This window comes from Pseudomonas sp. FP198 (assembly GCF_030687895.1).
Taxonomy (GTDB): domain Bacteria; phylum Pseudomonadota; class Gammaproteobacteria; order Pseudomonadales; family Pseudomonadaceae; genus Aquipseudomonas.
The window spans coordinates 3,087,730-3,112,155 of sequence record NZ_CP117452.1 but is presented as its reverse complement, the minus strand read 5'-3'; the positions used below and the strand labels follow the sequence as shown (position 1 = coordinate 3,112,155).

Sequence of the window (24,426 nt, the reverse complement as noted above, 5' to 3'; positions counted from 1 at the left end):
CATGACCGACCGTTACCGTTATGGCGTCCGTGTGCTGTTGAGCCTGTGCACCAGTTGGGCGGTGATCGGCCCCGTCTGGGCGGCGGAGGGCGGGCTGAGCCTGATCGCCGCCTACGATGCCTCGCGTCTCAACGATCCGACCTTGCAGGCGGCGACCCACGCCTACGATGCGTCGCGGCAGGAGGAGGCGATCGGCCGTGGCGGTCTTTATCCGCAAGTGTCGCTGTCGTCGCGTTATGGCTATGGCGGGCGTACCGATGGCGGCGATGACAGCAGTTACGTCAACAGCAACGATTACCAGGCGAACAGTGTGACCTTGGCGGCGCAGCAGGCGCTCTACGACAAGGGGCGTTGGGCGGCTTATCAGGAAGGCAAGGCGCGGGGGGCGCTGGGTAGCCAACAATTCGATGTGGCCGGCCAGACCCTGTTCGACCGGGTCGCCAAGGGTTATTTCGACGTGGCCCGGGCCGAGAACGAACTCAAGCTGATCGCCCAGCAGAAAACCGCTATCAGTGGCTTGGTCCTCCAGAGCAAAAAGCTCTATGAGGGCGGCCAGGGAGCGATCACCGATATCGACGAGGCCCAGGCCCGGCTCGATCTGGTCGAGGCTCAGGAAACCGAAGCCCAGGCCCGCCGCGTGGCTGCGCTGCGAGCACTGTCGGGGCGGGCCAGCGTGCCGATCGACGACATCCAGGCGATGCGCGAAGAACTCCCCGCTGGCAGCCCGATCCCGCCGGAGCAGGACCTGCCGTATTGGACGACGATTGCCCGTGAGGCCAGTCCGGAGCTGGCGGCGCGGTTGGCGGCGGTCAAAGTCGCCGAGGCCCAGGCCGACAGCCAGCGGGCCGGGCATTATCCGACGTTGTCGCTCACCACTCAGTTGACCCGTCGGGAAACCCGCCAGTACCAGGAGCTCGACCCGCGCCAGGACACCTACTACGTCGGGGTGCAACTGGATATCCCGTTGTATCGCGGCGGCGCGGTGCGTGCATCGGTGGCCAAGGCCGAGGCCCAGCTGGCCGGGGCCCAGTCCGATTACGATGTGCAGCGACAGGAACTGGCCGAGGCTATCGAAACCGACTACCTGGGCGTGGTGGCGGGATTCGCCAAGAGCAAGGCGATGCTACGGGCGGTGGAATCCAACCAGCGGGCGCTGACGTCGACCGAGAAGGGTTTCCAGGGCGGTGTGCGTTCGACGGTAGACATCCTCGATGCTCAGCAACGCCTGTTCCAGGCACGCCGGGACCTGCTCGACACCAAGCTGGACATGCTCGAAAGCTATGTAAGCCTGCACACCCACACCGGCCAGATGAACCGCGCGGTGCTGGAACAGGTGCAAAGCCTGTTCTGAGAAACCGGCAATGGTGCATCGCTTCTGTGGCGAGGGAGCTTGCTCCCGCTGGGCTGCGCAGCGCCCCTATAGCCAATCACCGCGCTGTGTCAGGCTGGACCCCATCAACCTTTTTGGGCTGCTGCGCACCCCAGCGGGAGCAAGCTCCCTCGCCACGGATGTATTGGCATGCACCGTGTGGGAGCGAGCTTGCTCGCGATAGCAGTGTGTCAATCCACAGATGTGTTGAATGTGTCGCCCTCATCGCGAGCAAGCTCGCTCCCACATGGAATTGCTTCATCAATGCTCCCTCGCCACGACAGGCAATGCCGGTGTCAGGTCCAAGACGGAAAGCCCTGAAGCCAGATCCTGTGGGAGCGAGCCTGCTCGCGATGACGGCAGTACTTTCAATGCCGTTCAGCCTGACACAGCGCTTTCGCGAGCAGGCTCGCTCCCACAGGGGACACTGCCCTGAGCCCTAATGCCTCCTGCCCACAAGGATTTGCTTCATGCTGTTGTGGCGAGGGAGCTTGCTCCCGCTGGGCTGCGCAGCAGCCCCCTCGCTCACTCAGGCGGTGAAGTCGCTGGCGTGCAGCTCCTTGACGCCCACCAGTTCGAACTCGAACTCGGCGGTGGCGTCGGCATTGACGCTGCCGTAGAGGATGCCATCGACAAAACGCAGCTGGCCGGTGGCGTTGCTGGCGTCGAAGGCGTTGCTGCCGATGAAGGTAAAGGCATCGATGCCGGCGGTCAGCGGGTTGGCGTCCAGGCCGCTGAAGTCCAGTTTATCCAGCTCAGCCGTCTTGAAGCCATTGATCACATCGCGCGCGGCGCCGACGCCCATGTCCGACAGCGCAGTAAACGCGTAGGTATCCGCGCCAGTGCCGCCGGTGAGGTTGTCGGTGCCGGCGCCGCCGATCAGCCGGTCATCGCCCGAGCCGCCCACCAGCGTGTCATTGCCGGCACCGCCGTTGAGGATGTTCCCGGCACTGTTGCCCGACAGCGTATCCGCGTAGGCACTGCCCGTCAGGTTCTCGATGAACTTCAACGTGTCGAGCCCGGAACCCACGGTGTTCTGCTGCGCGGACGTCGACAGGTTCACGGTCACCCCGGCCAGGGCCCGGTCGTAGGAGACGGTGTCGTTGCCATCGCGTCCGTCCAGGACGTTGTCGCCCACGCCGGCGAACAGCGTGTTGTTCAGCGCATTGCCGATCCCATTGGCGGCCCCGGCGCTGTCGACGTACAGATTCTCCACGTTGTTGCCCAACGTGTAGGTAGCGAGGCTACTGTGGACGCCGTCGATGCCGCCGGACACCTGATTGCTGCTGGTCTCGATCACGGTATCGCTGGCGTTGTCGACGTAGTAGGTGTCGTTGCCGTCGCCACCGCTCATGCTGTCCGCTCCCACCGCACCATCGAGCACGTTGTTGGCGGTGTTACCGGTGATGAAATTGCGCCGCTCGTTACCGGTGCCGTCGATGTCCGACACGCCGGTCAGCACTAGGTTTTCCAGGTTGGCGCCCAGGGTCCAACTGACCGAGGCCTGTACCGTATCGATCTGCGAAGTCGAGGTGTTGGTTTCCACCACGCTGTCGAACGCGTTGTCGACGACGTAGATGTCGTTACCATCGCCGCCGGTCAACGAGTCGGCACCCAGGTCACCGTCCAGTATGTCGTTGCCGGCGCTGCCCACCAGGGTATCGGCCTGGTCGGTGCCGGAAATCTTTCCGCCCTCATTCTGCGCGCCGTCGAAAATATCCTGCACGCTGTTGTTGTCGTTGGGGTTGCCCTGGAAGCCAAGGTCATTGGCGATGTAGTCCGCCAGGCGCTGGCCGACGATTTCCGCTGACTCCTCGTGCAGGTGCCAGACATCGTCGGGATACACCAACGGATCGACCTCATAACGCAAGGGCAGGTCGTTGTAGTCCACCGCCAGTTTCACATCGGCGCGCTCGGCGGCGATGGCTTCCTGGACGGCGCGGACGTAGCCCACACCCTCGACGATGGAAGCAATCTTTTCCTCCGAGTAACCACGGGCACGCGCGGCGTCTTGCTCGTAGTGACCGGTTTCCATCAGGTACACGTTGAAATTGCCGAGTTGGGCGTGCAGGTAATCGAAGACCTTCAGCGTCGACGCCTTGTAGGCCGCCGCAGCCGCGGCCTTGTCGGTGGAGCGGGCGATTTCCTGGGCGGCTTCCTCGCCCTGGCCCCAGATGATACCCATGGTCACGTTGTCGATGGCCTTGAGTTCGGTGAGCTGGTCGCGCAACAAGGTCACGGCGCGCAGCAATGCCGGCCCGGGTTGGTTGGTGTCGGTCAGCCACCAGCACAACTTCAGCTCCTCGGCGCCGAGGGTCGACAAGCCGTTGACCGTGCTGCCACCCACCGCGATGTCGATGCCGTTGCCGTCGGCGTCGCTGAACTGGCTGCGCACGTCATAGGTGGTGTACTTGTTCAGGTCATTGACCAGCATCGAAGTGCCGGACTGATCGTCATCCTCGCTCATGCGCAGCAGACGCGCGTTGGACTGGCCGAGCGTCGGCAGGTAAAGGATGTCTTGCTGGGCGCGTTCGCCGAAGACGAAATCACTGGCGGTCAGGGTGTTGAGATAGTTGCCGTTCAGGGCGATCTCGAAACGGTTGCCATCGGCGTCGGCCTGGCTGGACTTGACATAGGTCTTGTCGCCGGCCGCATTCAACGTCATGTAGAGCGTGCCGTTGCTACCGTCGCCGAGGCCGAGGAAACCCAGCCCGGAGACGTCGATCTTGTCGACGCCGACGGTGAAGTCATAAATCGTGTCCGTGGCCGTGACGCCACCGGTGTCGTAGTCCCGGTAGCTGTCGGACAGGTTGCTGTAGCGGAACGTGTCGGCGCCGGCGTCGCCATACAGTGAGTCCCTTCCGGCGCCACCGTCGATGATGTCGGCACCGGTCCCGGCCTTGATGGTGTCGTTGCCACCCAGGCCGAGGATCAGGTCGGCGCCTGCCGTACCGTTGAGGCTTTCGGCATTGGCCGTGCCGGTGATGGTGTTGGCGGGCGCATCGGCGACCACCAGGGCAAAGCTGTCGCTGACCGATGCGCCGGACGGATCGGTGGCCTTGACCAGCACGTCGTAGTTGCCGGACGCAGTGCTGGTGGGCGTGCCGCTGAAGGTCAGCGTGCTGGCGTTGAAGCTCAGCCACGAAGGCAGGGCGCTGCCATTGGCCAGGGTCGCGGTGTAGGTGAGCACGTCCTGGTTGGCGTCGCTGAAGCTGTTGTTGGCCACGGTGTAGCTGAACGGCGTGCTTTCGCTGGCATTCTGGTCGAGCAGCGGAGTGACCACCACCGGCGCCACGTTGGTCGGGGTGTTCTGGTCGGCAAAGACAAAGTGATTGGCCGTCAGGCTGCTGACAAAATTGCCCGCCATGGAGATTTCAAAGCGGTTGCCATTGGCATCGACCGTGAGGTCCTTCAGGTACGTGCGGTTGGTTGACGAGCTGTAACTGACTTGCAGCGTGCCGTTGAGCCCGTTGCCCAGGCCGGTGTAGCCCAGCGCCGCGACATCGATCTTGTCGGCGGCCACGTCGAAATCGAGGATCTGGTCACTGGCACTGGTGGAACCGGTGCGGTAGCTGTCGAGCTTGGAGGTGTAGCGGAATACATCGGCGCCCGTGCCGCCGGTGAGTTTGTCCGCCCCCGTGCCGCCCACCAGAATGTCGTTGCCCGCTGCGCCGTTGAGGGTGTCGTTGCCGGCGCCACCGAAAATCTGTTCGTTGGCGACGGTGCCGGTCAGCGTGTCGTTGTTCGGCGTGCCGTTGATCACCACCGAGCCGGGCACGTCCTGCACCGCCAGGGTGAAGCTGTCGCTGACGGTGGCGTTGCTGCCATCGGTCGCGGTGACCTGGATCGAGTAGGTGCCCGATGCCGTGTCGGGTGGCGTGCCGCTGAAGGTGCGCGTGGCGGCGTCGAACGTCAGCCAGCTGGGCAGGGCGCTGCCATCGGCCAGTTTGGCGGTGTAGCTGAGGCTGTCATTATCCGGATCGGTGAAGCTGGTGGCCGGCACCACGTAGCTGAAGGGGGTCTTTTCACTGGCGTTCTGGTCCAGCAATGGCGTGGCCAGCACCGGGGCCTGGTTGGTCGGCGATGTTGTCGCGAAGAGGAAGTTGGCGCTGGTCAGGGTGTTGAGGTAATTGCCGTCCAGTGCCACTTCGAAGCGGTTGCCGTTGGCATCGGCCTCCAGGGATTTGATGTAGGTCTTGGTGCCGGCGCTGTTGAGCACCAGGTAGACGGTATTGTTCTTGCCGTCGCCCAGGCCGGTGAAGCCCATGGCGGAAAGATCGATCTTGTCGGCGGCGATGTTGAAGTCGGTGATCAGATCGCCCAGGTTGGCGCCGCCGGTGTTGTAGTTGCGGTAGCTGTCCAGTCGGTTGGCGAACACGAAGGTGTCCGCCCCGGTGCCGCCCGTGAGGGTGTCCATGCCGGCGCCACCGTCGAGCTTGTCGTCGCCCGCGCCACCGCTGAGGCTGTCGTTACCGGCCAGGCCGAGCAAGGTATCGGCGGCGTCGCTGCCCAACAAAGAGTCGCTGCCGGTGGTGCCGGTGATGACCCGATTGAAGATGAAATTGCTCGCCGTCAGGGTGCTCGCCAGGTTGCCCGAGAGAATCAGTTCGAAGCGATTGCCGCTGGCATCGGCGTCGTAGTCCTTGATATAGGTGCGGTCGCTGCTGGCGTTGTAGCTGACTTGCAGGGTGCCGCCACGGCCATTGCCAAGGCCGGTGAAGCCGAGGCCGGCAAGATCGATCTTGTCCTGGGTCACGTCGAAATCGGTGATGGTGTCGTCGAAGCTTGCCGTTGCATTGCGATAGCTGTCGGACTGGCTGGTGAAGCGGAACGTATCGGCGCCCGTGCCGCCGGTGAGTTTGTCGACGCCCGCGCCGCCCACCAGGATATCGCTCCCGGCCGCGCCATTGATGGTGTCGTTGCCGGCCGCGCCGTAGAAAATTTCGCTGGCGGCGGTGCCCGTGAGGATGTCGTTGCCCGCCGTGCCTTGCACGGTGGTCATCGGCACGGTGGCACTGACATAGCTGCCATCGCCATAGACCAGCGTGGCGCCCTTGCTGGTGTGGCTGATGGTGTTGGCGATGATCGCGTTGCGATCGGTGCCGTCTTCGTTGCGCTCGGCGACGCCGTAGGTGGACAGGTTGCTGCCGCTGATGACGTTGCCCTGGATCAGGTTGTCGCTGCCGTTGAAGTACCTGCCGGACACGCCAAGGGTATCGTCGTAGGACTGGATGATGATTTCTGGCACCGCGCCGCCCAACGAGTTGTTGTTGAGCGTGTTGTCGATGACTTCGACATGGTTGCTGCCGTAGATGCGGATCCCGGCGCTGGCGTTGTCATGGATATCGACGCCGGTGACGGTCACGTCGCTGGACAGCTTGACCAGCACGCCTTCGGCGCCGTTGCCGTACACCTCGCCACCGGTGATGGTGATGTTGCTGGGAGAGGGGATGTCTTCGCTGCCGCGCTGCACCACGATGCCGTTGCCGCCGTTGTTGTAGGCGACGTTGTTGGTCAGGGTGAAATCGTGGGTGCTGGTGACGACGTTGAAGCCGTGGCGGTCGTTGTCGTAGGCAATATTGTTTTCGAAGGTGCTGTCGCTCAGGAAGTCGGCGACGAAGCCATCCAGGCCGTTGCCGTGGGACACGCTGTTCTTGATGACCATGTTGACGGTCTGCTCATGCGGGTCGAAGCCGTACCCGGAGCAGTCCTTGATCTCGACGCTGTCGAGGGTGACGTTGGAATCGTAGCCTTCCTCGCCGGGAATATAACCGTTGAACCAGCCATCCACCTTGCCGGTGGTGGCGTCGCGGTTACCGTCGATGGTGAGGTTGCTGACGCCGAAGTCGTGGGTTTCCTCGCCATAGGCCGAGCGGATGATGCCGGTGATCTTGGTGTCCGATCCGTCGGCCAGCTTGACCGTGGTGTCGCCCATGCCGTCGCCGTACAGGTAGACGTTGCTTTTGAGCATCAGGCAGCCATCGGAGGGTTCCTCGCCTCCCGAAACGATGTAGGTGCCGGTGGGCATGTACACCTGGCCACCGCCTGCGGCCGCTGCCGCATCGATCGCGCTTTGAATGGCCGCCGTGTCGTCGGTGACGCCATCTCCTTTGGCGCCAAAATCTTGTACGTTGAAAATCATGGACTTATCTCCGTATCAGGCTAAAAACCTAAGTGACTGCCAATATTCCATCGGCGACCACCGTGTTATGACCCAGCGGAGCGAAAAAGTTGTGACCGCATATCGGCGAAGTGTCAAAAAACTGATAAACGGTTGTGGGGGTTGACCATGTGTAACGTTTCATTGACGCTTTTTGGCGGGAACAATGGTTGCTGTGGGAGCGAGCCTGCTCGCGAAAAACGGTATTCGAGACCCTTCGATGCAAGCTGACAGACCGCTTTCGCGAGCAGGATCGCTCCCACAGGGTGATGAGGCGCTAGCTGCGTCATGTGAAGAGTGCTTTCGTGGCGAGGGAGCTTGCTCCCGCTCGGTGGCGCAGCCGCCGCAAAGCCAGGCGCTGCGGTGTGCCTGGCGAAATGAAGTGATTGCCTGTGGGCTGCTTTGCAGCCCAGCGGGAGCAAGCTCCCTTGCCACGGTTCAGTGTTCGGGTCGCAAAGCTCTTTTCAGAAACGGCGCGGTGCGGCTTTCGTCACAGTCCGCAACGACCTCTGGCGCACCGCACACCACCACGTTCCCGCCCTGTGTCCCGGCTCCCGGGCCGATGTCGATGACCCAGTCGCTCTGCGCCACCACGCGCATGTCGTGTTCCACCACAACCACCGTATGGCCTTCGTCCACCAGGCGATTCAACTGCACCAGCAGGCGATCCACGTCCTGGGGGTGCAGACCGTTGGTAGGCTCATCCAATACGTAAAGGGTCGCGCCCCGAGCCTTGCGTTGCAGCTCGGTGGCCAGCTTGATCCGCTGCGCCTCGCCGCCGGACAGCTCGGTGGCCGGTTGGCCAAGGCGCAGATAGCCCAGGCCGATGTCTTGCAAGACTTGCAACGAGCGCCTGGCCGACGCTTGTTCGGCGAACGCTTCAAGAGCCTGGTTCACCGTCAGTTGCAGCACTTGGGAAATGTCCAGACCCTGCCAGGTCACTTCCAGGGTCTGCGGGTTGTAGCGGGCCCCATGACAGGTCGGGCAGGGCGCGTACACGCTGGGCATGAACAACAGCTCGACGCTGACGAAGCCTTCGCCTTCACAGGTTTCACAACGACCCTTGGCGACGTTGAAGGAAAACCGTCCGGCATCGAATCCCAGCGCCTGCGCCTGTTCGGTGGCGGCGAAGAGTTTGCGCACGTGGTCGAACAGCCCCGTGTAGGTGGCGAGGTTGGAGCGCGGCGTGCGGCCGATGGGTTTCTGGTCGACCTGCACCAGTCGTTTGATTGCGTCGAGCCCGGCGCTGACCCAGCCGCCACTGGTTTGCACCGGTTCGTCTTCCAGGCTCTGCTCCTCGGCTTCCGCGTTGGGGCTGGCCTGGCCCAGATGGGCACCGACCAGGTCCAGCAGGGCCTGGCTGACCAGGCTGGATTTGCCCGACCCGGAAATGCCGGTCACCGCCGTGAAGCAACCGAGTGGAAACGCTGCGCTCAGGTTGTCGAGGTTGTTGCGGGTGATGCCCTCCAGGCGCAGCCAATCCTCGGGTTCGCGTGGGATGCGCGCGGTGGCGCGGTCTTCGGCGAACAGGTAGGCGCGGGTCCGGGACTCGGGCACTTGACCGAGGCCATCGGGTGGTCCGCTGTAGAGGACCTTGCCGCCTTGCTCACCGGCGTCCGGGCCGACGTCGATCAGCCAGTCGGCGCGACGCATGGTGTCGAGGTCGTGTTCGACCACGAACACGGAATTGCCCGCGGCCTTCAGGCGTTGCAAGGCGCCGAACAGCGCCTCGCTGTCGGCCGGATGCAGGCCGGCGGAAGGTTCGTCCAGGACATAGATGACTCCGAACAACTGGGAGTTGAGCTGGGTGGCCAGGCGCAGGCGCTGCAATTCGCCGGAGGACAGCGTCGGCGTGCTGCGCTCCAGGGCCAGGTAGCCAAGGCCCAGGTCGATCAGCGTGACGATCCGCTCCAACAATTCGGCGGCGATGCGTTGGGCCGCCAGGCGCTTTTCCAGGGACAGGTTCGGCGTGTGGCGTGCGTCCGGCCCGCCGGCGTGAGGGTTGTCGCCGCGGGCGGCGCGTTGCTCGCGGGCCTCCCGGGTCTGGCTGTGGGTGAGCACGTCGCCCGGCTCTTCGGGTTGCTCCAGATAGTCGGGGGCCGCGACGGTCTTGAGCACCTCGGCCAGTTCCAGCAGCGCCAGGTTGGACAACTGCGCTATGTCCAGGCCCGCGAAGGTGACGGTCAATGCCTGACGCTTGAGGCGCTTGCCTTCGCACATCGGGCAGGGGCTGGCGCGCATGTATTGCGCCACGCGCTTGCGCATCTGCGCGCTTTGCGAATGCATGAAGGTGTGCAACAAGTAGCGTCGGGCACCGCTGAAGGTGCCTTGATAGCTGGGTTCGAGCTTGCGCTTGAGCGCTTCGCGGGTCTGGGCCGGGGTCAGCCCTGCATATACCGGGACGGTGGGGGTCTCTTCGGTAAACAGAATCCAGTCGCGCTGCTTTTTCGGCAGGTCGCGCCAGGGAACGTCGACGTCATAACCCAGGGTCACCAGGATGTCGCGAAGGTTCTGGCCTTGCCAGGCCATGGGCCAGGCCGCGACGGCGCGTTCGCGGATGGTCAGCGACGGATCGGGCACCATGGACGCCTCGGTCACCTCATGGACCCGCCCCAGGCCGTGGCACTCCGGGCAGGCGCCCTGCGGGGTGTTGGGCGAGAAGTCCTCGGCATACAGCATCGGCTGGTCCGCCGGGTAGCTGCCGGCGCGGGAGTAGAGCATGCGGATCAGGCTCGACAGCGTGGTGACGCTGCCCACCGAGGAACGTGCGCTGGGCGTGCCGCGTTGCTGTTGCAAGGCAACCGCCGGCGGCAGGCCTTCGATGCTGTCCACGTCCGGCACGCCCACCTGGTCGATCAAACGCCGCGCGTACGGCGCGACCGACTCGAAATAGCGGCGCTGGGCTTCGGCATAAACCGTGGAGAAGGCCAGCGATGACTTGCCGGAACCCGACACGCCGGTGAACACCACCAGGGCATCGCGGGGGATGTCCACGTCGACGTTCTTGAGGTTGTGTTCGCGGGCGCCACGCACCCGGACAAAACCGGTGCCTTCGGGCAGAGCCGCAGTTGAAGCAGGGGCGGAGCGTGGGGGCATCGGGCATTCCTTGTGTACGTCGGTGGTGCGCTTCGGGGCGTTGTGGCGTGGACAGTGGACTGGATCACAGCGCTGACCATTATGCGACCGGGCGCGACGATTCTCGTGCAATAAAAATTTACTCCGGGCGCGAGATGAGAGCTCTTGACCGCTTCCGTGGCGAGGGAGCTTGCTCCCGCTGGGCTGCGCAGCAGCCCCAAAACCTCTGCTCGCGGTGTGTCAGGTTCATCGCGGTAAGCCTCCTTGGGGCCGCTTCGCAGCCCAGCGGGAGCAAGCTCCCTCGCCACGGAAGCACCCTCGCAGGTTTCCTTCCTTGATGTTTTCAGTTGCGTAATTGATCGCGGTTTACCAAGCAGTTGGGCGTTTTCCGTAGGAAATCAGGTAATCAGCCTGAATTTCTCCCTGCGTGCGCTGCAAATCAGAAACGCCCTACAACATGAAACAGTCCATCCGCACTAGCATTTCCAGCAGTTTCTGAGCCCTCTATTCCACTCGTCATTTTCACCGGACCGGCATCAGCCGTGGATCCGGCGAGCGCGGGTTCTGCTGCCGGGCATCTGCCTCAGGCTCAGTACCTGCGGGCCAGGATTCGTTGAACAGAGCCCTTGAAAGGAAATGTCTTGATAATGACCAGACTCACCATTGCCCAGCGAATCGTGATGGGTTTTTCCATTGCGCCCATCGCTCTGATCGCCGTGGCGTTGTACGCCTTGTATGACCTGCGGATATTGCGCGACCAGGCCGAACTGGTGGCCCAGCGGGACTGGCCGAGAATCGGCCTGATCATGGCAATTGCCACGGGAGTGCGCGATAACGCAACGAACATCCGTGACCAGTTGATCGACAGGAATGATCCCAAGGTGCAGACGTCCATCGACGATACGCGGCAACGCATCGACAAGGCCCTGGCCACCCTTGACCCGTTGCTGGACCTGCGCCCCGAAGCCAAGGCGGCGTTCGCGACGCTGAAAAAGAGCCGCGAGGTGTACCTGGCGGCTTTCTTGCAGATGCAGTCGTTGATCCACCGCAACGCGCCCCACGAGGCGGCGGTTCAGCTCGAGCGAGCCGTAACTCCGGCGGAGCAGGCAATGTTCGATAGTCTGGACGGGCTGATGGCGATGCAGGACGGTTTTTTTGTAGAGCGTGAGCGCGTGGCCCGGACACGCTACCAGGACGCGCAACTGCACTTGCTGATGATGGTGCTGGCGTGCCTGGCGCTGGTGGCGACGGTCGCGGTGCTGGTGACCCGCAGCGTTACCCGGCCGTTGGGCGGTGAGCCCGGTGATGCGGCGCGGATGCTGGGCCATATCGCCCAGGGCGACCTGACCATCGAGGTGCCCGTGGGGGCGGGCTCGGGCGACAGCATGATGAGTAACATGCACGAGATGCAGCAGAGCCTCCACTCCATGGTCCGGCAGATCGCGACCTCGGTGGATCGGGTCGCCAGTTCCTCCGAGGAGTTGAGCGCCGTGAGCAGCCAGACCAGCAGCTCTCTGCAGTTGCAAGGTATTGAAATCGAACAGGCGGCGGCAGCCGTGAACCAGATGACCGCCGCGGTGGATGATGTGGCGCGCAATGCCATGAGCACCAGCGAAGCGTCGCGGATTTCCGAGCAGACCGCCCTGGATGGTCGTGAGCAGGTCCAGGAGACGGTAGCGTCCATTTCCGTGCTGGCCGACGGCGTGAGCGAAGCCGGGGAGCGTATTCAGCAATTGGCCGGGCGGGTCCAGGACATCAGTTCGGTGCTCGACGTGATCCGCAGCATCGCCGAGCAGACCAACCTGCTGGCCTTGAATGCCGCCATCGAAGCGGCCCGGGCGGGCGATGCCGGTCGTGGCTTCGCGGTCGTCGCGGATGAAGTGAGGGCGTTGGCCCATCGTACCCAGGAATCGACCCGGGAAATCGAGGAAATGATCGGCACGATCCGCCGCGAAAGCGGGGATGCCGTAACGGCGATGCAAAGCAGCAGTGAGCTGGTACAGGCGACGCTGCAAGTGGCCCGGCGCTCCGGCGAAGCCTTGGACGCGATTGCCTGCTCGATCTCGCAAATCAACGAGCGCAACCTGATGATTGCCAGTGCCACCGAACAACAGGCGCTGGTGGCCCGGGAGGTGGACCGCAACCTGGTCAGCATCCGCAACCTGTCCGAGCAGGTCTTGCAGGGAGCCCAGCATACCGATACGGCGGGGCAGGAACTGGCGCACATGGCAGAGTCGCTGCATCAGACGGTGGCGCGGTTCAAGGTGTAGCCAGCGCGGCCACGCGAGCAGCTTTCTTCCTATCGGGACCCACCAATCACCTGAAGGAATGGATAACTGTGGCGAGGGGATTTATCCCCGCTGGGCTGCGTAGCAGACCAAATATTTTTGCGGTCGCTACGCAACCGAGCGGGGATAAATCCCCTCGCCACAATGGATCTCACCGGCCTCAGAGCTTCGGCAACTGCCCGATCCGCCCCATCATCTCGGTCACGACCTGCAGGTCCAGCAGGAACTGCTCGACGGTCTTGAACTCGTTATCGTTGTGCCCGGTGTACTTGACGTCGGGCATGGCCAGGCCGAACTGCACGCCGTTGGGCAGATCATGAACCGAGGTGGCGCCGGCAGACGTGCCGAACTTGTGTTCCATGCCGAGATTCTCGGTGGCAACGGCGAGCAGCGCCTTGACCCATTCACCTTCGGGATTGCGATACATCGGCTCGTCAATGGAGTTTTCGAAGGCCACGGCAACCTTGGATTTCTTCGCCCAGGCCGAAAGTCTGTCGTCAATTTCAGTCTTCAGCGCTTGCGTCGGCTTGCCCACGGGCACCCGCAGGTTGACCGCGAGCTTGAAGGCCTTGTCATCCATCCCGACGTAGGTCAGCGAGGCGGTCAGCGGACCCATGAACGCGTCGGAAAAACCGATACCGAGTTTTTTCCCCAGGTAATCCAGACCCCAGTTGTCGGCGGCATAGCGCGCGGCGTCGGTGATGTGGTTGTGCTTGAGTTCAACGGTGCCGTTCAGGCCATTGATGAACATCAGCATCCTGGCGACCGGGTTGACGCCTGACTCGGGCTCAGAGGAGTGTGCCGAAACGCCGGTGAAGGTCAGCTTGACCGCGTTATCGACGACCTCGCTGGCCACTTGAAAGTCGCCGCCATTGGCCTTCGCAAAGTCCGTGCCCGCCTTGACCAGGCTGGCAGCCAGCTCGGCGGGCTTGTCCGTGGTAAAGGTTGCCACCGAAGTCGACGGGATCTGGTTGGTCGCCATGCCGCCCGTCAACGCCGTGATCTCGGCACCTTGACCCTGTGCCGCCCGGCGCGGGAAGTTCGCCATGACCGTGCCATAGCCTTTCTCGGCAATCACCACCGGGTAGCTGCCATCCAGCGCCAGGTTGTAGTTTGGGGTCGGGTTACGCTCGAAGTAATAAGGAATGGCGTCGCCGGTGGTTTCCTCGGTGGTGTCGACCAGAAGCTTGAAGTTACGCGCCAGTGGCAGCTTTTCTTCATTGATGATCTTCATGGCGTAGAGCGCCACGACGATGCCGTTCTTGTCGTCTTCGGTGCCGCGGCCATACATGCGATCGCCGACCAAGGTGACCTTGAAGGGATCAAGCTTGGTGCCGTCCTTGAGCACCCAGTTTTCCGGCGTGACCGGGACCACGTCGGCATGGGCGTGAATGCCCACCACTTCGTCACCCGAACCTTCGAGGGATATCTCGTAGACGCGGTTGTCGATGTTGCGAAAGTTCAGGTTGAAGGACTCGGCCAGGCTTTTGATCTTGTCGGCGATCTTGAGAAACTCAGGGTTTTCATGCTGGGCAACGCCGTCCTTGCGATAGGTCGGGATTTCCACCAGTTGGCGCAAGGTTTCGGTGGCGGCTTTACCGTACTTTACCCGGGCGTAGATACCCAGCAGGCGATGAATTTCGTTCTGCTGTTCCGCCGACAGGCTCCTGTTGCCCTGGAAGGCGCTGATGGCCGGGCCTAGGTTGGCGGTTTTTGCCACTTCGCTATTGGCGACGCTTGCGAGGAACTGGCGGAAATCGTTGACCGAGCTATCAGTGAAATTTTTTACCAGGGTCGCGCTCTGTTGCGCGGAAATGTTGGCGTAGGCCGACATCGAGAAAGACGACAGGCTGGACAGGACGAGGGTGGCGATAGCGAGACGCTTGAACGGGAAGTTCATGGTGGGAGGCATTCCTTTGCAGGGAAAAAGTGACGGTATGAAACAATCACTTACAACCTAGCATCATGAATGCGCGATAGGGGAGCCCTTTGAACGGGATCTGTCGCCCGGCAAAGCGAAAACGGCGCAGAAATGAAAATCCCCTGTGGGAGCGCAAAGCTGTTCACTTAAGAAAAAATGATGAACCTGTGGCGAGGGAGCTTGCTCCCGCTCGGCTGCGAAGCAGTCGTAAAGCCGGCGGGTGCGGTGTGTCTGATGCTCCGCATTTGGCAGGTTTGGGGCCGCTTCGCGGCCCAGCGGGAGCAAGCTCCCTCGCCACGGGTTTGTGAACAGCGCTACTTGTGGGAGCGAGCCTGCTCGCGAAGAGGACAGCACAGTCAATCGAGATCCATTTGACTCAATGCGCTCCACGCACAATCGTCTTGAGCAAGTCCTCCGGACTGATATGACCGACCACCGGCTGCGCCGTGCTGCCGGGCAACGGCAGGTCAAGGATGTGCCCCTTGATCTTGCCCACCACATGCATCTCGCAGGGTTTGCAGTCGAACTTCAGCGTCAGCACTTCATCACCATGGATCAACTGCATCGGCGCAACCTTGGTGCGTACGCCGGTGACGCCCTTGGCCTGCTTGGGGCAAAGGTTGAAGGAAAACCGCAGGCAGTGCTTGGTGATCATCACCGGGACTTCGCCGGTTTCCTCATGGGCTTCGAACGCCGCGTCGATCAGCTTGACCCCGTGGCGGTGGTAGAAGTCCCGGGCCTTCTGGTTGTAGACGTTGGCCAGGAATGACAAATGCGACTCCGGATAGACCGGTGGCGGCGTGGTCTCGGCCTTGCGTCCGCCCCGTGGGTGCGCCGCGACACGCGCTGCGGTCAAAGCTTCGATGACTTCGCGACGCAGGGCCTTGAGCTGGGAGTTGGGAATGAAATAAGCCTGGGGCGCATCCAGTCTGATCGATGTGGCGTGGTATTCGGTGGTGCCCAACTGGCCGAGCAGGTCTTGCAACTGCTCCAGTGCCTGCTCCGGCTTGTTCGCCAGGCCGAAGGGACCGTCCAGGGCGACGCTGGCGCTGATGCCTTCTTCGCTGGTGGCGGTCAACTCCAGGCGATCTTCGCGCAAGCGAGCGACCCAGGCCAGGCCCACGCGGCGCTCGGCGGAGGTCTTGAGCAGTGCTTGCTGCCAGTTGTGATCGAGGTTGCGGCTCAGCGCATGGTTGGGGCGCAACTGGTACAGGCCGGCCGGCATTTCGTTGGGTTCGACGCGGTAGCGGTAGCGCTGCTTGCCGTCCTCGTCGAGGAACTCGCCCTTGGGCTCGGCAATGTTGGCCCGGAAGCCGACCACTTCGCGCTTGACCAGCACGTTGAGGCCGTCACCGTTGGACAGCGGATCAAAGGTCACCACTTGCAGGTCGCGCTTGCCGACTTTTTCCACCACGCCCACCGGCACGCCGGTGAACGTCGGGGAGTCGAAGGCGCCGATGTCGATCTTGCGCTCGCTGACGAAATAATCGGTGCTGCCACGGTGGAAGGTCTTGTCCGGGTCCGGCACGAAGAAGTGCGCGGTGCGGCCGCTGGAGGCGCGGGCCAGGTCCGGGCGGTCTTCGAGGACATCGTCGAGGCGCTGGCGATAGTAGGCGGTGATGTTCTTCACATAGCCCATGTCCTTGTAGCGACCTTCGATCTTGAACGAGCGCACGCCCGCTTCGACCAGGGCGCGGATGTTCGCGCTCTGGTTGTTGTCCTTCATCGACAGCAGGTGTTTTTCATAGGCGACAACCCGGCCCTGGTCATCCTTGAGGGTGTAGGGCAGGCGGCAGGCCTGGGAGCAATCGCCACGGTTGGCGCTGCGCCCGTTCTGGGCATGGGAAATGTTGCACTGGCCGGAAAACGCCACGCACAGCGCGCCGTGAATGAAGAACTCGATGGCCGCATCGGTCTCGTCGGCAATGGCGCGGATCTCCTGAAGGTTCAGCTCTCGGGCCAATACCAGCTGCGAGAAACCGGCCTGGTCGAGAAACTTTGCCCGGGCCAGGGTGCGGATGTCGGTCTGGGTGCTGGCGTGCAGCTCGATCGGCGGGATGTCCAGCTCCATGACGCCCAGGTCCTGGACGATCAGCGCATCGACGCCGGCGTCGTAGAGCTGATGGATCAACTGGCGGGCCGGCTCCAGCTCGTTGTCGTGCAGGATCGTGTTGATCGTGGTGAACACCCGGGCGTGGTAGCGATGGGCGAATTCCACCAGCCCGGCGATATCGCTCACCTCGTTGCAGGCGTTGTGACGCGCGCCGAAACTCGGGCCACCGATGTACACGGCATCGGCGCCATGCAGAATGGCCTCGCGGGCGATGGTCACGTCGCGGGCGGGGCTGAGCAATTCCAGATGATGTTTAGGCAAGGACATGTTTTTTTAGTCAGGCTGGTCACGGTCGAAGCGCGCATTGTAGCCGTCAGGCGCCGGATCGGCACCTGTGCAGGCCAGTGTTGGCTGAAATCAACCGATATGCGGTCAGGCCTGGGAGGCTCCGGCGCTGCACCAGCGGTTTCGCCCGGTGTTCTTCGCCAGGTACAGGAAGGCGTCGGCGGCCTTGATCAGCATCGCAGGGCTGACGTCCTCGCTGCTCGGTTGGCAGGTGGTGATGCCGGCACTGATCGTCACGATCCCGAGCGGGTGGTCGCCGTGTTCAATGTTCAAGGCCCTGACGGATTCGAGGATCTGCTGCGCCACTTTGGCCGCACCTGCGCTGTCCGTGTTCGGTAGCAGCACGGTGAACTCTTCACCGCCGTAGCGGACGGCCAGGTCTCCCGGTCGCTTGATGGTCTGCCCGATCGCGCCGGCAATTGCCCGCAGGCAATCGTCGCCAGCGGCATGGCCGTATTTGTCGTTGTAGCGTTTGAAGTAATCGACGTCGAGCATGATCAGCGCCAGGGACGAGCCTTGGCGCTTGGCCAGGCGCAGCTCGTCGGCCAGGGCAATGTCCAGCCGCCGGCGATTGCCCAGCCCGGTCAGGCTGTCGGTCAACGCCATGTCACGCATGGCCTGGTGGGCGCTGCGAATCTGCGTTTCCATGGTCATGCGGTAGCGCAACTGGCTCAGGACGATGAGCCCGAACCCCACCAGAATCGCGATGAGGAACACCAGTACCAGGCCGGTCTTGAGCAGGTCACGACGCCACGGGGCAATGATCGATTCCCGCGACAGGCCGGCTTCCACCACCAGCGGGTAGGTGGTCAGGGCCCGGTAGCCATACAGACGCTCGGTGTCGTCGACGACGGCCTTGGCTTCGGCGACGCCCTGGTTGGAAGTCGGCAGATGCTCCCGGAAGATCACGCTGTTGACCAGGCTCTTGCCGATCACCGCCGCGACAAAGGGCCGGCGGACCAGGATCGTCCCGCTGCGCTTGGCCAGGACCAGGGCGCCTTTGCCGTCGATCTTGAAGTCGCCGTAGTAGTCGACGAAATAACTGACCTTGACCGTCCCGAGCATCACCCCGGCGAACGAGCCATCGGGGTTGTTCAAGCGGCGGGAGATGGGGATGATCAGGTCGTTGGTGGAGCGGCTCTTGACCACATCGCCAATCCGTACGCCTCGATCCTCGTGGGTACGGTGGTACTGGAAGTAGTCGCGGTCGGCGTTGTTCGCCATCTCCGGAATCACTTCCTTGTCCGTCACCAGCCATTGGCCGTCCGGGCCGTAGATGAACAGTCCGTGCAACTGCGGCATGATCGCGGCCTGCTGCACCAGCAGCCGATGAATGCGCGGGATGTCCATGTTCTGCAGGCCGTCGCCTTCCACGCGTTCGGCGAGGGCGGCGGTGACCACGTCCACTTGTCGGATGGTGTCCTCGGCGTGTTGGGCCGTCGCCCGCGCCAGGTTCGTCACCGAATCGCGGGCAGACGCAAAAGCCGCCCGATAGTCTCGCCAAGTGCGCCAGCCTTCGACCGCCAGGAAAGCCACGATCACCACGAGCATGAAACTCACGGTCAGCCTGAATGCAGCCCCGGCCCGCACAGCCTGTGGGGAAAAGGCCTGATCGGGGCTTTCAAACCTGGGCTCCGGCCGTTTGCGTCCGAGCATTGATATATCCTTCTACACGACAGGGCTTGGCGCTTCAGCGCGCAGCCTATCCTATTCGATTTCAGCAGGTTAGCTAACTGCGACGAGGCAGCTACAGCTGACGACACACCGTAGGGGAGGAAGGTTTCATGAAAGTGGGCGTGATTTCAGATACCCATGGCCTGCTGCGCCCCGAAGCAATCGCCGCGCTGCAAGGCTGCGAGCGGATTATTCATGCCGGTGATATCGGCAGCCCGGAGATCCTCGAGACGCTGGCCGCCATTGGCGAGCTGCACGTAGTGCGGGGCAACAACGACCTTGGCGCCGATTGGGCAGGGAATATCGCCGACAGCCTGCAATTCGAAATCGGCGGGTGGCAGGTGCTGTTGGTCCATGACATCGCCGATGTGCCGGCGCTGCTCGATGCCGATGTGAGGCTGGTGATCACCGGCCATTCGCACAAACCCTTGGTCGAATGGCGCGGTGATCGGCTTTATCTAAATCCTGGCAGCGCCGGCCGGCGGCGGTTCAAGCTGCCGGTGACGCTGGCGTTGCTGGAGGTAAGCGAACAGGCGATCGAGCCGCGTATCGTGCCGTTGCTCGCCTGATTGGCACGGACTACTTGAAGTATTTGTCCACGTACGCCTGGATTTCCTGGCGCATGAACCGCCCCGATTCATCCGCGCGCTCTTCCCAGCCGAACACGCACGCTGTGACGATGCCGTCGAAGCCGGTCTTGGCCAACTCGCCGAAGAACAGGTCCCAGTCGATCTCGCCCTGGTGCATGTCCATGTGCTGGTGCACGGTCACTTTCGCCCCGGGCGGGTTGACGATGTAGCGCAGCCCCGACGAAGCCTTGTGGTTGTAGGTATCAGCGATGTGGACGTGGGCGATCATCGATCCGGCTTCGGCGATCATGGCTTTCATGTCGTCGCCGAAATAGAACGTGTGTGGCGTGCAATAGAGGAACTTGACGTTGTCCGAGCCGAGGGTCTTGAGCATGTCCAGGGCCGGTTGCAGCGTCTCGCACCAGTCTTCCGGATGAGGCTCGACGTTCAATGTGATCCCCTCCGATTCCAGGATCGGCACCAATTCTTCCATGGAGCGCCACCAGGCCGCTTCGCTGGACTCATGGCTGTGTACGCCGCCGCAACAACTGACCTTGTGCCCGCGATCCGGCGACGGTCCGCGCCCGAACTCCGAGTTCATCGTCGTGCACCCCATCTCCACGGCGACCTGGATCGCTTCCTTCCAGTAGTTCACTGCGGCCCGGCGCTCATCCTCGTGGGGGCTGGCCCAGCGGTACATCGGCAGCAGCGAAGCCAGTTGCAGATCATGCTCGCGCAAGGCTTTCTTGAATTCGGCGATGCGCTCCTTGTGGGCGCGTGGGCGGACCCACCACGGCAGGAAGTCTTCCCGGGGCGACAGTTCAAGGTATTCGAAGCCGAGCTCGGCGGTCTTGCGACACAGCTCCGGCAGGCTCAGGTGACGGTGCATGTAGGGATCGAGGGCGATTTTCATTGTTGTTCTCCATGAGGTAACGCTGATTGCCGGTGACGAGGGAGCTTGCTGTGGCGAGGGGATTTATCCCCGCTGGGGCGCGAAGCGGCCCCGACATACCGTGGTTATATCTCGCAGCAGCAGATCATTTGGGACTGCTTCGCAGTCCAGCGGGGATAAATCCCCTCGCCACAGGTGTTAACTATTCTCAAGCTCAAACAAGGGATTAATAGGCAACCCAGGCTGAATCCTGGTTGGCTGATTCCACGCAACGTTCGACCCAGCGCACGCCGTCGACGCCGGCGTCGATGTCGGGGTAGCGTAGGGCGGCAAGCGCCTCGGCGTCGCCAAGGTCGGCGGCGTCCATGGCCAGGGCGAACCGCCGATACAGGTTGGACCAGGCCTCGAACAACCCTTCGGGATGGCCGCCGCCGATACGGTCATCCAACAGGGCGTCCGGGTGCAGGTAGCTCATGCCGCGCTCCAGGGTTTGCACGGGTTGGCCCTGGACCTCGAAGCTGAGCTGGTTGGGGCGCTCATCCCACCATTCCAGGCTTGCCCGCGAGCCGATCACGCGAATTTTCTGGCCGTGCATGGAACCGGCATTGACCGCACTCGACCAGACCATGCCCATGGCGCCGCCTTCGTATTCCATCAAGGTGTAGGCGTTGTCTTCCAGCGGCGCGCGGCTGGCGACGAAGCTTTGCCGGCTGCACATCAGGCGCTTGATCCTGAGCTCGGGCAGCATCACTTTCGCCAGGTACAGCGGATGAGTGCCGACATCCCCCAGCACATAGCTGGGCCCGGCCTGGCGCGGGTCGACGCGCCACTGGGTCGCCGGGTCCTGCGCCTCCACCGGTGCGCTGTGAAAACCGTGGGCGAACTGCATGTGCACCAGGCGAATCTCACCCAGCTCCTGTGCGGCGATCAGCGCCCGGGCCTGTTCGATCAACTGGTGCCCGGCGTAGCCATACGTGAGGCCGACGATGCGTCCTCTGGATCGCGCCAGGGTTCGCAACGCTTCGGCCTCTTCCAGGGTAAAGCACAGCGGTTTCTCGCAGACCACATGCAACCCGGCTTCAAGCGCGGCGCGGGTGATGGCGTAATGAGTGCCGTTGGGTGTGGCGATCGAAACCGCCTGGATGCCATCGGGCCGTTGCGCCTCAAGTTCGAACAGGCTCAGGTAGTCGGCGTAGCAGCGCGCTGGGTCGATGCCCAACTGTTCGCCAAAGGCCCGGCCCCGGTCGGGGTCGAGGTCCAGCGCGGCGGCAACCAGCTCGAAATGCCGGTCGCGCAGGGCGGCCGAGCGGTGGATGTAGCCGATCTGGCTGTGCTCGCCGCCGCCGACCATGGCCCAGCGGATAGGCCGTGCAAGGGTATTGCTGCCGTTGATCATGAGAGAAGTCCTTGTGGGTCAGAAACCGATGTTGGCGAGGTAGGCGCGACTGGTCGCCACGTCATCCAGGCTGGCCGCGGCGTCACGCGGGTCGCGTTCCTGTTCGACGGTGATGCAGCCGTGGTAACCCAGCTCTTGCACCAGGCCGTGCAACGCCGGGTAATCGATGACGCCACGCCCGATGGGGCACATCACGCCTCGGGCGCAGGCGTCGAAGAAGCGGATGTGTTCGTTCAGCACCTGATCGAAAACCGTCGGGTCGACATCCTTGAAGTGCAGGTAGTCCAGGCGCTGGGCGTAGGTGCGCAGCGAGGCGACCGGGTCCATTCCTGCGTAATAGAGATGACCGGTGTCCAGGCACAGCCCGGCGGTTTCGTGGGGAATGTCATCCACCAGGCGCGCCAGTTCGTCGGCAAATTCGATATGGCCGCCAGCGTGAGGATGGATGACGGCACGGATGCCGTAGGTGTGCCAGGCGATCTCGGCGATGGCGCGAATGTGCGTCATCATTGCGCTCCAGCGGGCATCGTCCAGGCGGGGCGCGCGGTCCGAGTGGCCGGCGGCGTAGTCGCGCGCCTCGTGGCCCCAATCGATGATCACCAGGTAGGGACCGGCAAAGCGCTGGCCGGCTTGCTGCTTCATCGGCGGCAATTGTTTGAGCAGCGCGCAGATGCCGTGGGTCTGACGCAGCAGTTCGGGCAGGTTGTCCGGGTTCACCAGGTCATCGAAAATCGTTCCCGCGACGACTTGCAGCCCAGTCTTGGACAAGGCTGGTTTGAGGATGCCGGCGTCCAGCGGCAGAAATCCGTAGGGCCCAAGCTCGATACCGCGATAACCGGCCTCGGCGGCCTCGTCGAGCACGCGCTGCCATGGCGGCAGGAACGGGTTGTTGATGTCGTCGACGCCCCAGCAGCAAGGCGCGGTGCAGATGTGGATCGGCATGGAGCACTCCGGCGATATTGTTTTTATTGGCTTGGCCCTGATGCTATTGGGTTGCCGGAAAAGCGGCCATGGGGGCGTGGCTTAATCTGTCAAAACCCCTCATGATGCCGAACAGAGGTGTCAAGACATGTCAGAAAAACCACGGCGTAAATTGCGTCCGACCATGGCCGATGTCGCTCGCGAAGCCGGGGTCAGCCTGTCTACCGTCGACCGGGTGCTGAACCTGCGTGCCGATGTGCGAGCCGATACCGCCCAACGCATCGCCATCGCTGCCGCACGACTGGGCTTCCATGCCAAGGGCGTGATCGAGCAGCGTGTGCTCAATGACCGCCCCACGTTGCGTCTGGGGTTTTTATTGCAAAAAAGCGGGGTGCCGTTTTACCAGGGGCTGGCTCACGCGCTGTCAAACGCCGCCGCGACTTGCACCCGCGCGCGGATTCGCGTGGTCATCGGTTATCTCGACGATCTCGACCCGGTCAACGTGGCCCAACGCATCCTGGCGCTGCGCGATCAGGTGGATGGCCTGGGGGTGGTGGCAGTCGATCATCCTCGGGTACGCGAGGCCGTTGGCCAGCTGCGCGAGACGGGCATTGCGGTGGTTGCGCTGCTGTCGGAACTGTCGAGTACCGCCGGCACCGGTTATGCCGGTCTCGATAACCGCCTCACGGGCCGTACGGCGGGCTGGTTCATCAGCCGCCTCGCCAGGCAGCCCGGGCCGGCGGTGGTCATGCTCAGCAGCCAGCGCTTCCAGTGCCAGGAGCTCTGCGAGCTGAGCTTTCGCAGCTACCTGGTGGAGCATTCCAGCGAATGGGAACTGCTAGCCTCGCGCCTGACCCTGGAAGACGACGAATTCGCCTATGGCAACACCCTCGATCTGCTCACGGCTGAGCCCGATCTGGCGGGACTTTATGTGGCGGGCGGCGGCATTGCCGGAGTGCTGCGGGCTTTGCGCAGCTTCCAGGTACAACAACAGCGCCTGCCCGTCGTGGTGTGTCATGACCTCACGCCGCTCACGCGCGAAGCGTTGAAAACCGGCCTGGTCCAGGCAGTGTTGTCCCACCCGGTGGTAGTGCTGGCCGAGCAGGCTGTCGACGCCTTGGTCGAGGCCGCAACGACCGCGCCGACAGGGCCAGTGACCAGGAGAGTGGTTCCGCTTCAGGTTGATGTGCAGGAAAGCGTTTAGCGAAGTGTCCTACAATTCTTATGCATAAGCTGTACAAATGGTGCATGTTGTACAATTATCGGAAGCCTCTGAGAATCCGGAAATTCGTCGATGCACAGCTTTTTCGCAGCCGATAGAGGGCTGCTCGCTATCGTCAGTCTCGCCCTGGCGTTGTTCTGGCTTGATCCGCGTACCCGTGAACCCGAACTGCGTCAGCGTTTGCTCGGGCTTGATCCAACCCGCGCCAGGAGCAGTACGCCATGACTCTCAAGGAGTTGGTCGAGCTGGCTGTTGAGGGACGGGTCGTCGGGCTGGAACTGCTATCCCTGGAGGGCGGCATCTACCTGCTCCGAGCTCAGCTGGATCGACAGACACGCACATTGCTCGATGAGTCGGGACGTACGTTGCATGTGCGCTCCACGACGCATTTGCGTGAGCTGCTGCGTGACGTTCCGCGCTTGCCTTGCATGCTGGTGCAGCAGGTTGTTCACGATGAAATGTGCGGCCAGCGTGAAGAGCCGATCGCGCCGTTACGGTTGCCGATTTTCCTCGATGAGCCTTGGTAAGAACCGCCGCACCG

14 protein-coding genes and 1 pseudogene are annotated in these 24,426 nt (G+C 62.9%); 7 read left to right on the top strand and 8 right to left on the bottom strand.

Annotated features, from left to right (window positions below):
- The first annotated feature begins 1 nt into the window (after position 1).
- Positions 2-1,351 carry a TolC family outer membrane protein gene (locus PSH78_RS14150; RefSeq protein ID WP_305494846.1) on the top strand — a complete coding sequence of 450 codons (1,350 nt, stop codon included), beginning with the start codon at positions 2-4 and terminating at the stop codon, positions 1,349-1,351.
- Between the two features lie 547 nt (positions 1,352-1,898).
- Here PSH78_RS14150 and PSH78_RS14145 read toward each other — a convergent pair.
- Together PSH78_RS14145 and PSH78_RS14140 are read right to left on the bottom strand one after the other, a co-directional pair.
- Positions 1,899-7,511 (bottom strand): putative Ig domain-containing protein, encoded by a 5,613-nt coding sequence (locus PSH78_RS14145; RefSeq protein ID WP_305494845.1) that lies wholly within the window; start codon positions 7,509-7,511, stop codon positions 1,899-1,901.
- A 456-nt stretch (positions 7,512-7,967) separates the two neighbouring features.
- On the bottom strand, positions 7,968-10,625 hold the full coding sequence (locus tag PSH78_RS14140; protein WP_305494844.1) for an excinuclease ABC subunit UvrA: 2,658 nt from the start codon (positions 10,623-10,625) through the stop codon (positions 7,968-7,970).
- Between the two features lie 626 nt (positions 10,626-11,251).
- On the opposite strand from PSH78_RS14140, the pseudogene PSH78_RS26645 reads away from it, so the two are divergent.
- Positions 11,252-11,689 (top strand): annotated as a pseudogene (locus tag PSH78_RS26645) (MCP four helix bundle domain-containing protein); the annotation flags it as partial.
- A gap of 24 nt (positions 11,690-11,713) precedes the next feature.
- On the top strand, positions 11,714-12,874 hold the full coding sequence (locus tag PSH78_RS14135; protein ID WP_370871121.1) for a methyl-accepting chemotaxis protein: 1,161 nt from the start codon (positions 11,714-11,716) through the stop codon (positions 12,872-12,874).
- A gap of 178 nt (positions 12,875-13,052) precedes the next feature.
- On the opposite strand, the gene PSH78_RS14130 is transcribed toward PSH78_RS14135, so the two are convergent.
- The 3 genes from PSH78_RS14130 to PSH78_RS14120 all read right to left on the bottom strand — a co-directional run bounded on the left by PSH78_RS14130 (position 13,053) and on the right by PSH78_RS14120 (position 18,867).
- A complete protein-coding gene (locus PSH78_RS14130) occupies positions 13,053-14,792 on the bottom strand; it encodes a dipeptidase (protein ID WP_305494842.1) in 1,740 nt (579 codons plus the stop codon).
- A gap of 397 nt (positions 14,793-15,189) precedes the next feature.
- On the bottom strand, positions 15,190-17,193 hold the full coding sequence (locus PSH78_RS14125) for a U32 family peptidase (protein ID WP_305494841.1): 2,004 nt from the start codon (positions 17,191-17,193) through the stop codon (positions 15,190-15,192).
- Positions 17,194-17,298: 105 nt separating this feature from the next.
- Entirely contained in the window at positions 17,299-18,867 is a 1,569-nt protein-coding gene (locus PSH78_RS14120) for a sensor domain-containing diguanylate cyclase (RefSeq protein ID WP_305494840.1), read from the bottom strand.
- 128 nt (positions 18,868-18,995) lie between these two features.
- Between PSH78_RS14120 and PSH78_RS14115 the strand changes: the two genes are divergently transcribed.
- Complete coding sequence (locus PSH78_RS14115; protein WP_305494839.1) at positions 18,996-19,454, top strand: metallophosphoesterase family protein; 459 nt, start codon at positions 18,996-18,998, stop codon at positions 19,452-19,454.
- Between the two features lie 10 nt (positions 19,455-19,464).
- Here PSH78_RS14115 and PSH78_RS14110 read toward each other — a convergent pair whose 3' ends face one another.
- The 3 genes from PSH78_RS14110 to PSH78_RS14100 form a co-directional block, all read right to left on the bottom strand.
- Complete coding sequence (locus PSH78_RS14110) at positions 19,465-20,367, bottom strand: sugar phosphate isomerase/epimerase family protein (RefSeq protein ID WP_305494837.1); 903 nt, start codon at positions 20,365-20,367, stop codon at positions 19,465-19,467.
- 205 nt (positions 20,368-20,572) lie between these two features.
- Positions 20,573-21,742: a Gfo/Idh/MocA family protein gene (locus PSH78_RS14105; protein ID WP_305494835.1), complete on the bottom strand. Its 1,170-nt coding sequence runs from the start codon at positions 21,740-21,742 to the stop codon at positions 20,573-20,575.
- A gap of 18 nt (positions 21,743-21,760) precedes the next feature.
- Positions 21,761-22,684: a TIM barrel protein gene (locus PSH78_RS14100; RefSeq protein ID WP_305494834.1), complete on the bottom strand. Its 924-nt coding sequence runs from the start codon at positions 22,682-22,684 to the stop codon at positions 21,761-21,763.
- Positions 22,685-22,811: 127 nt separating this feature from the next.
- Between PSH78_RS14100 and PSH78_RS14095 the strand changes: the two genes are divergently transcribed.
- The 3 genes from PSH78_RS14095 to PSH78_RS14085 all read left to right on the top strand — a co-directional run bounded on the left by PSH78_RS14095 (position 22,812) and on the right by PSH78_RS14085 (position 24,412).
- Positions 22,812-23,867: a LacI family DNA-binding transcriptional regulator gene (locus tag PSH78_RS14095; RefSeq protein ID WP_305494832.1), complete on the top strand. Its 1,056-nt coding sequence runs from the start codon at positions 22,812-22,814 to the stop codon at positions 23,865-23,867.
- A 90-nt stretch (positions 23,868-23,957) separates the two neighbouring features.
- Positions 23,958-24,110 (top strand): hypothetical protein, encoded by a 153-nt coding sequence (locus PSH78_RS14090; RefSeq protein ID WP_305494830.1) that lies wholly within the window; start codon positions 23,958-23,960, stop codon positions 24,108-24,110.
- Positions 24,107-24,412 carry a DUF6482 family protein gene (locus PSH78_RS14085; RefSeq protein ID WP_305494828.1) on the top strand — a complete coding sequence of 102 codons (306 nt, stop codon included), beginning with the start codon at positions 24,107-24,109 and terminating at the stop codon, positions 24,410-24,412. The genes PSH78_RS14090 and PSH78_RS14085 overlap by 4 nt, the downstream gene beginning before the upstream one ends.
- Positions 24,413-24,426: the final 14 nt, after the last annotated feature.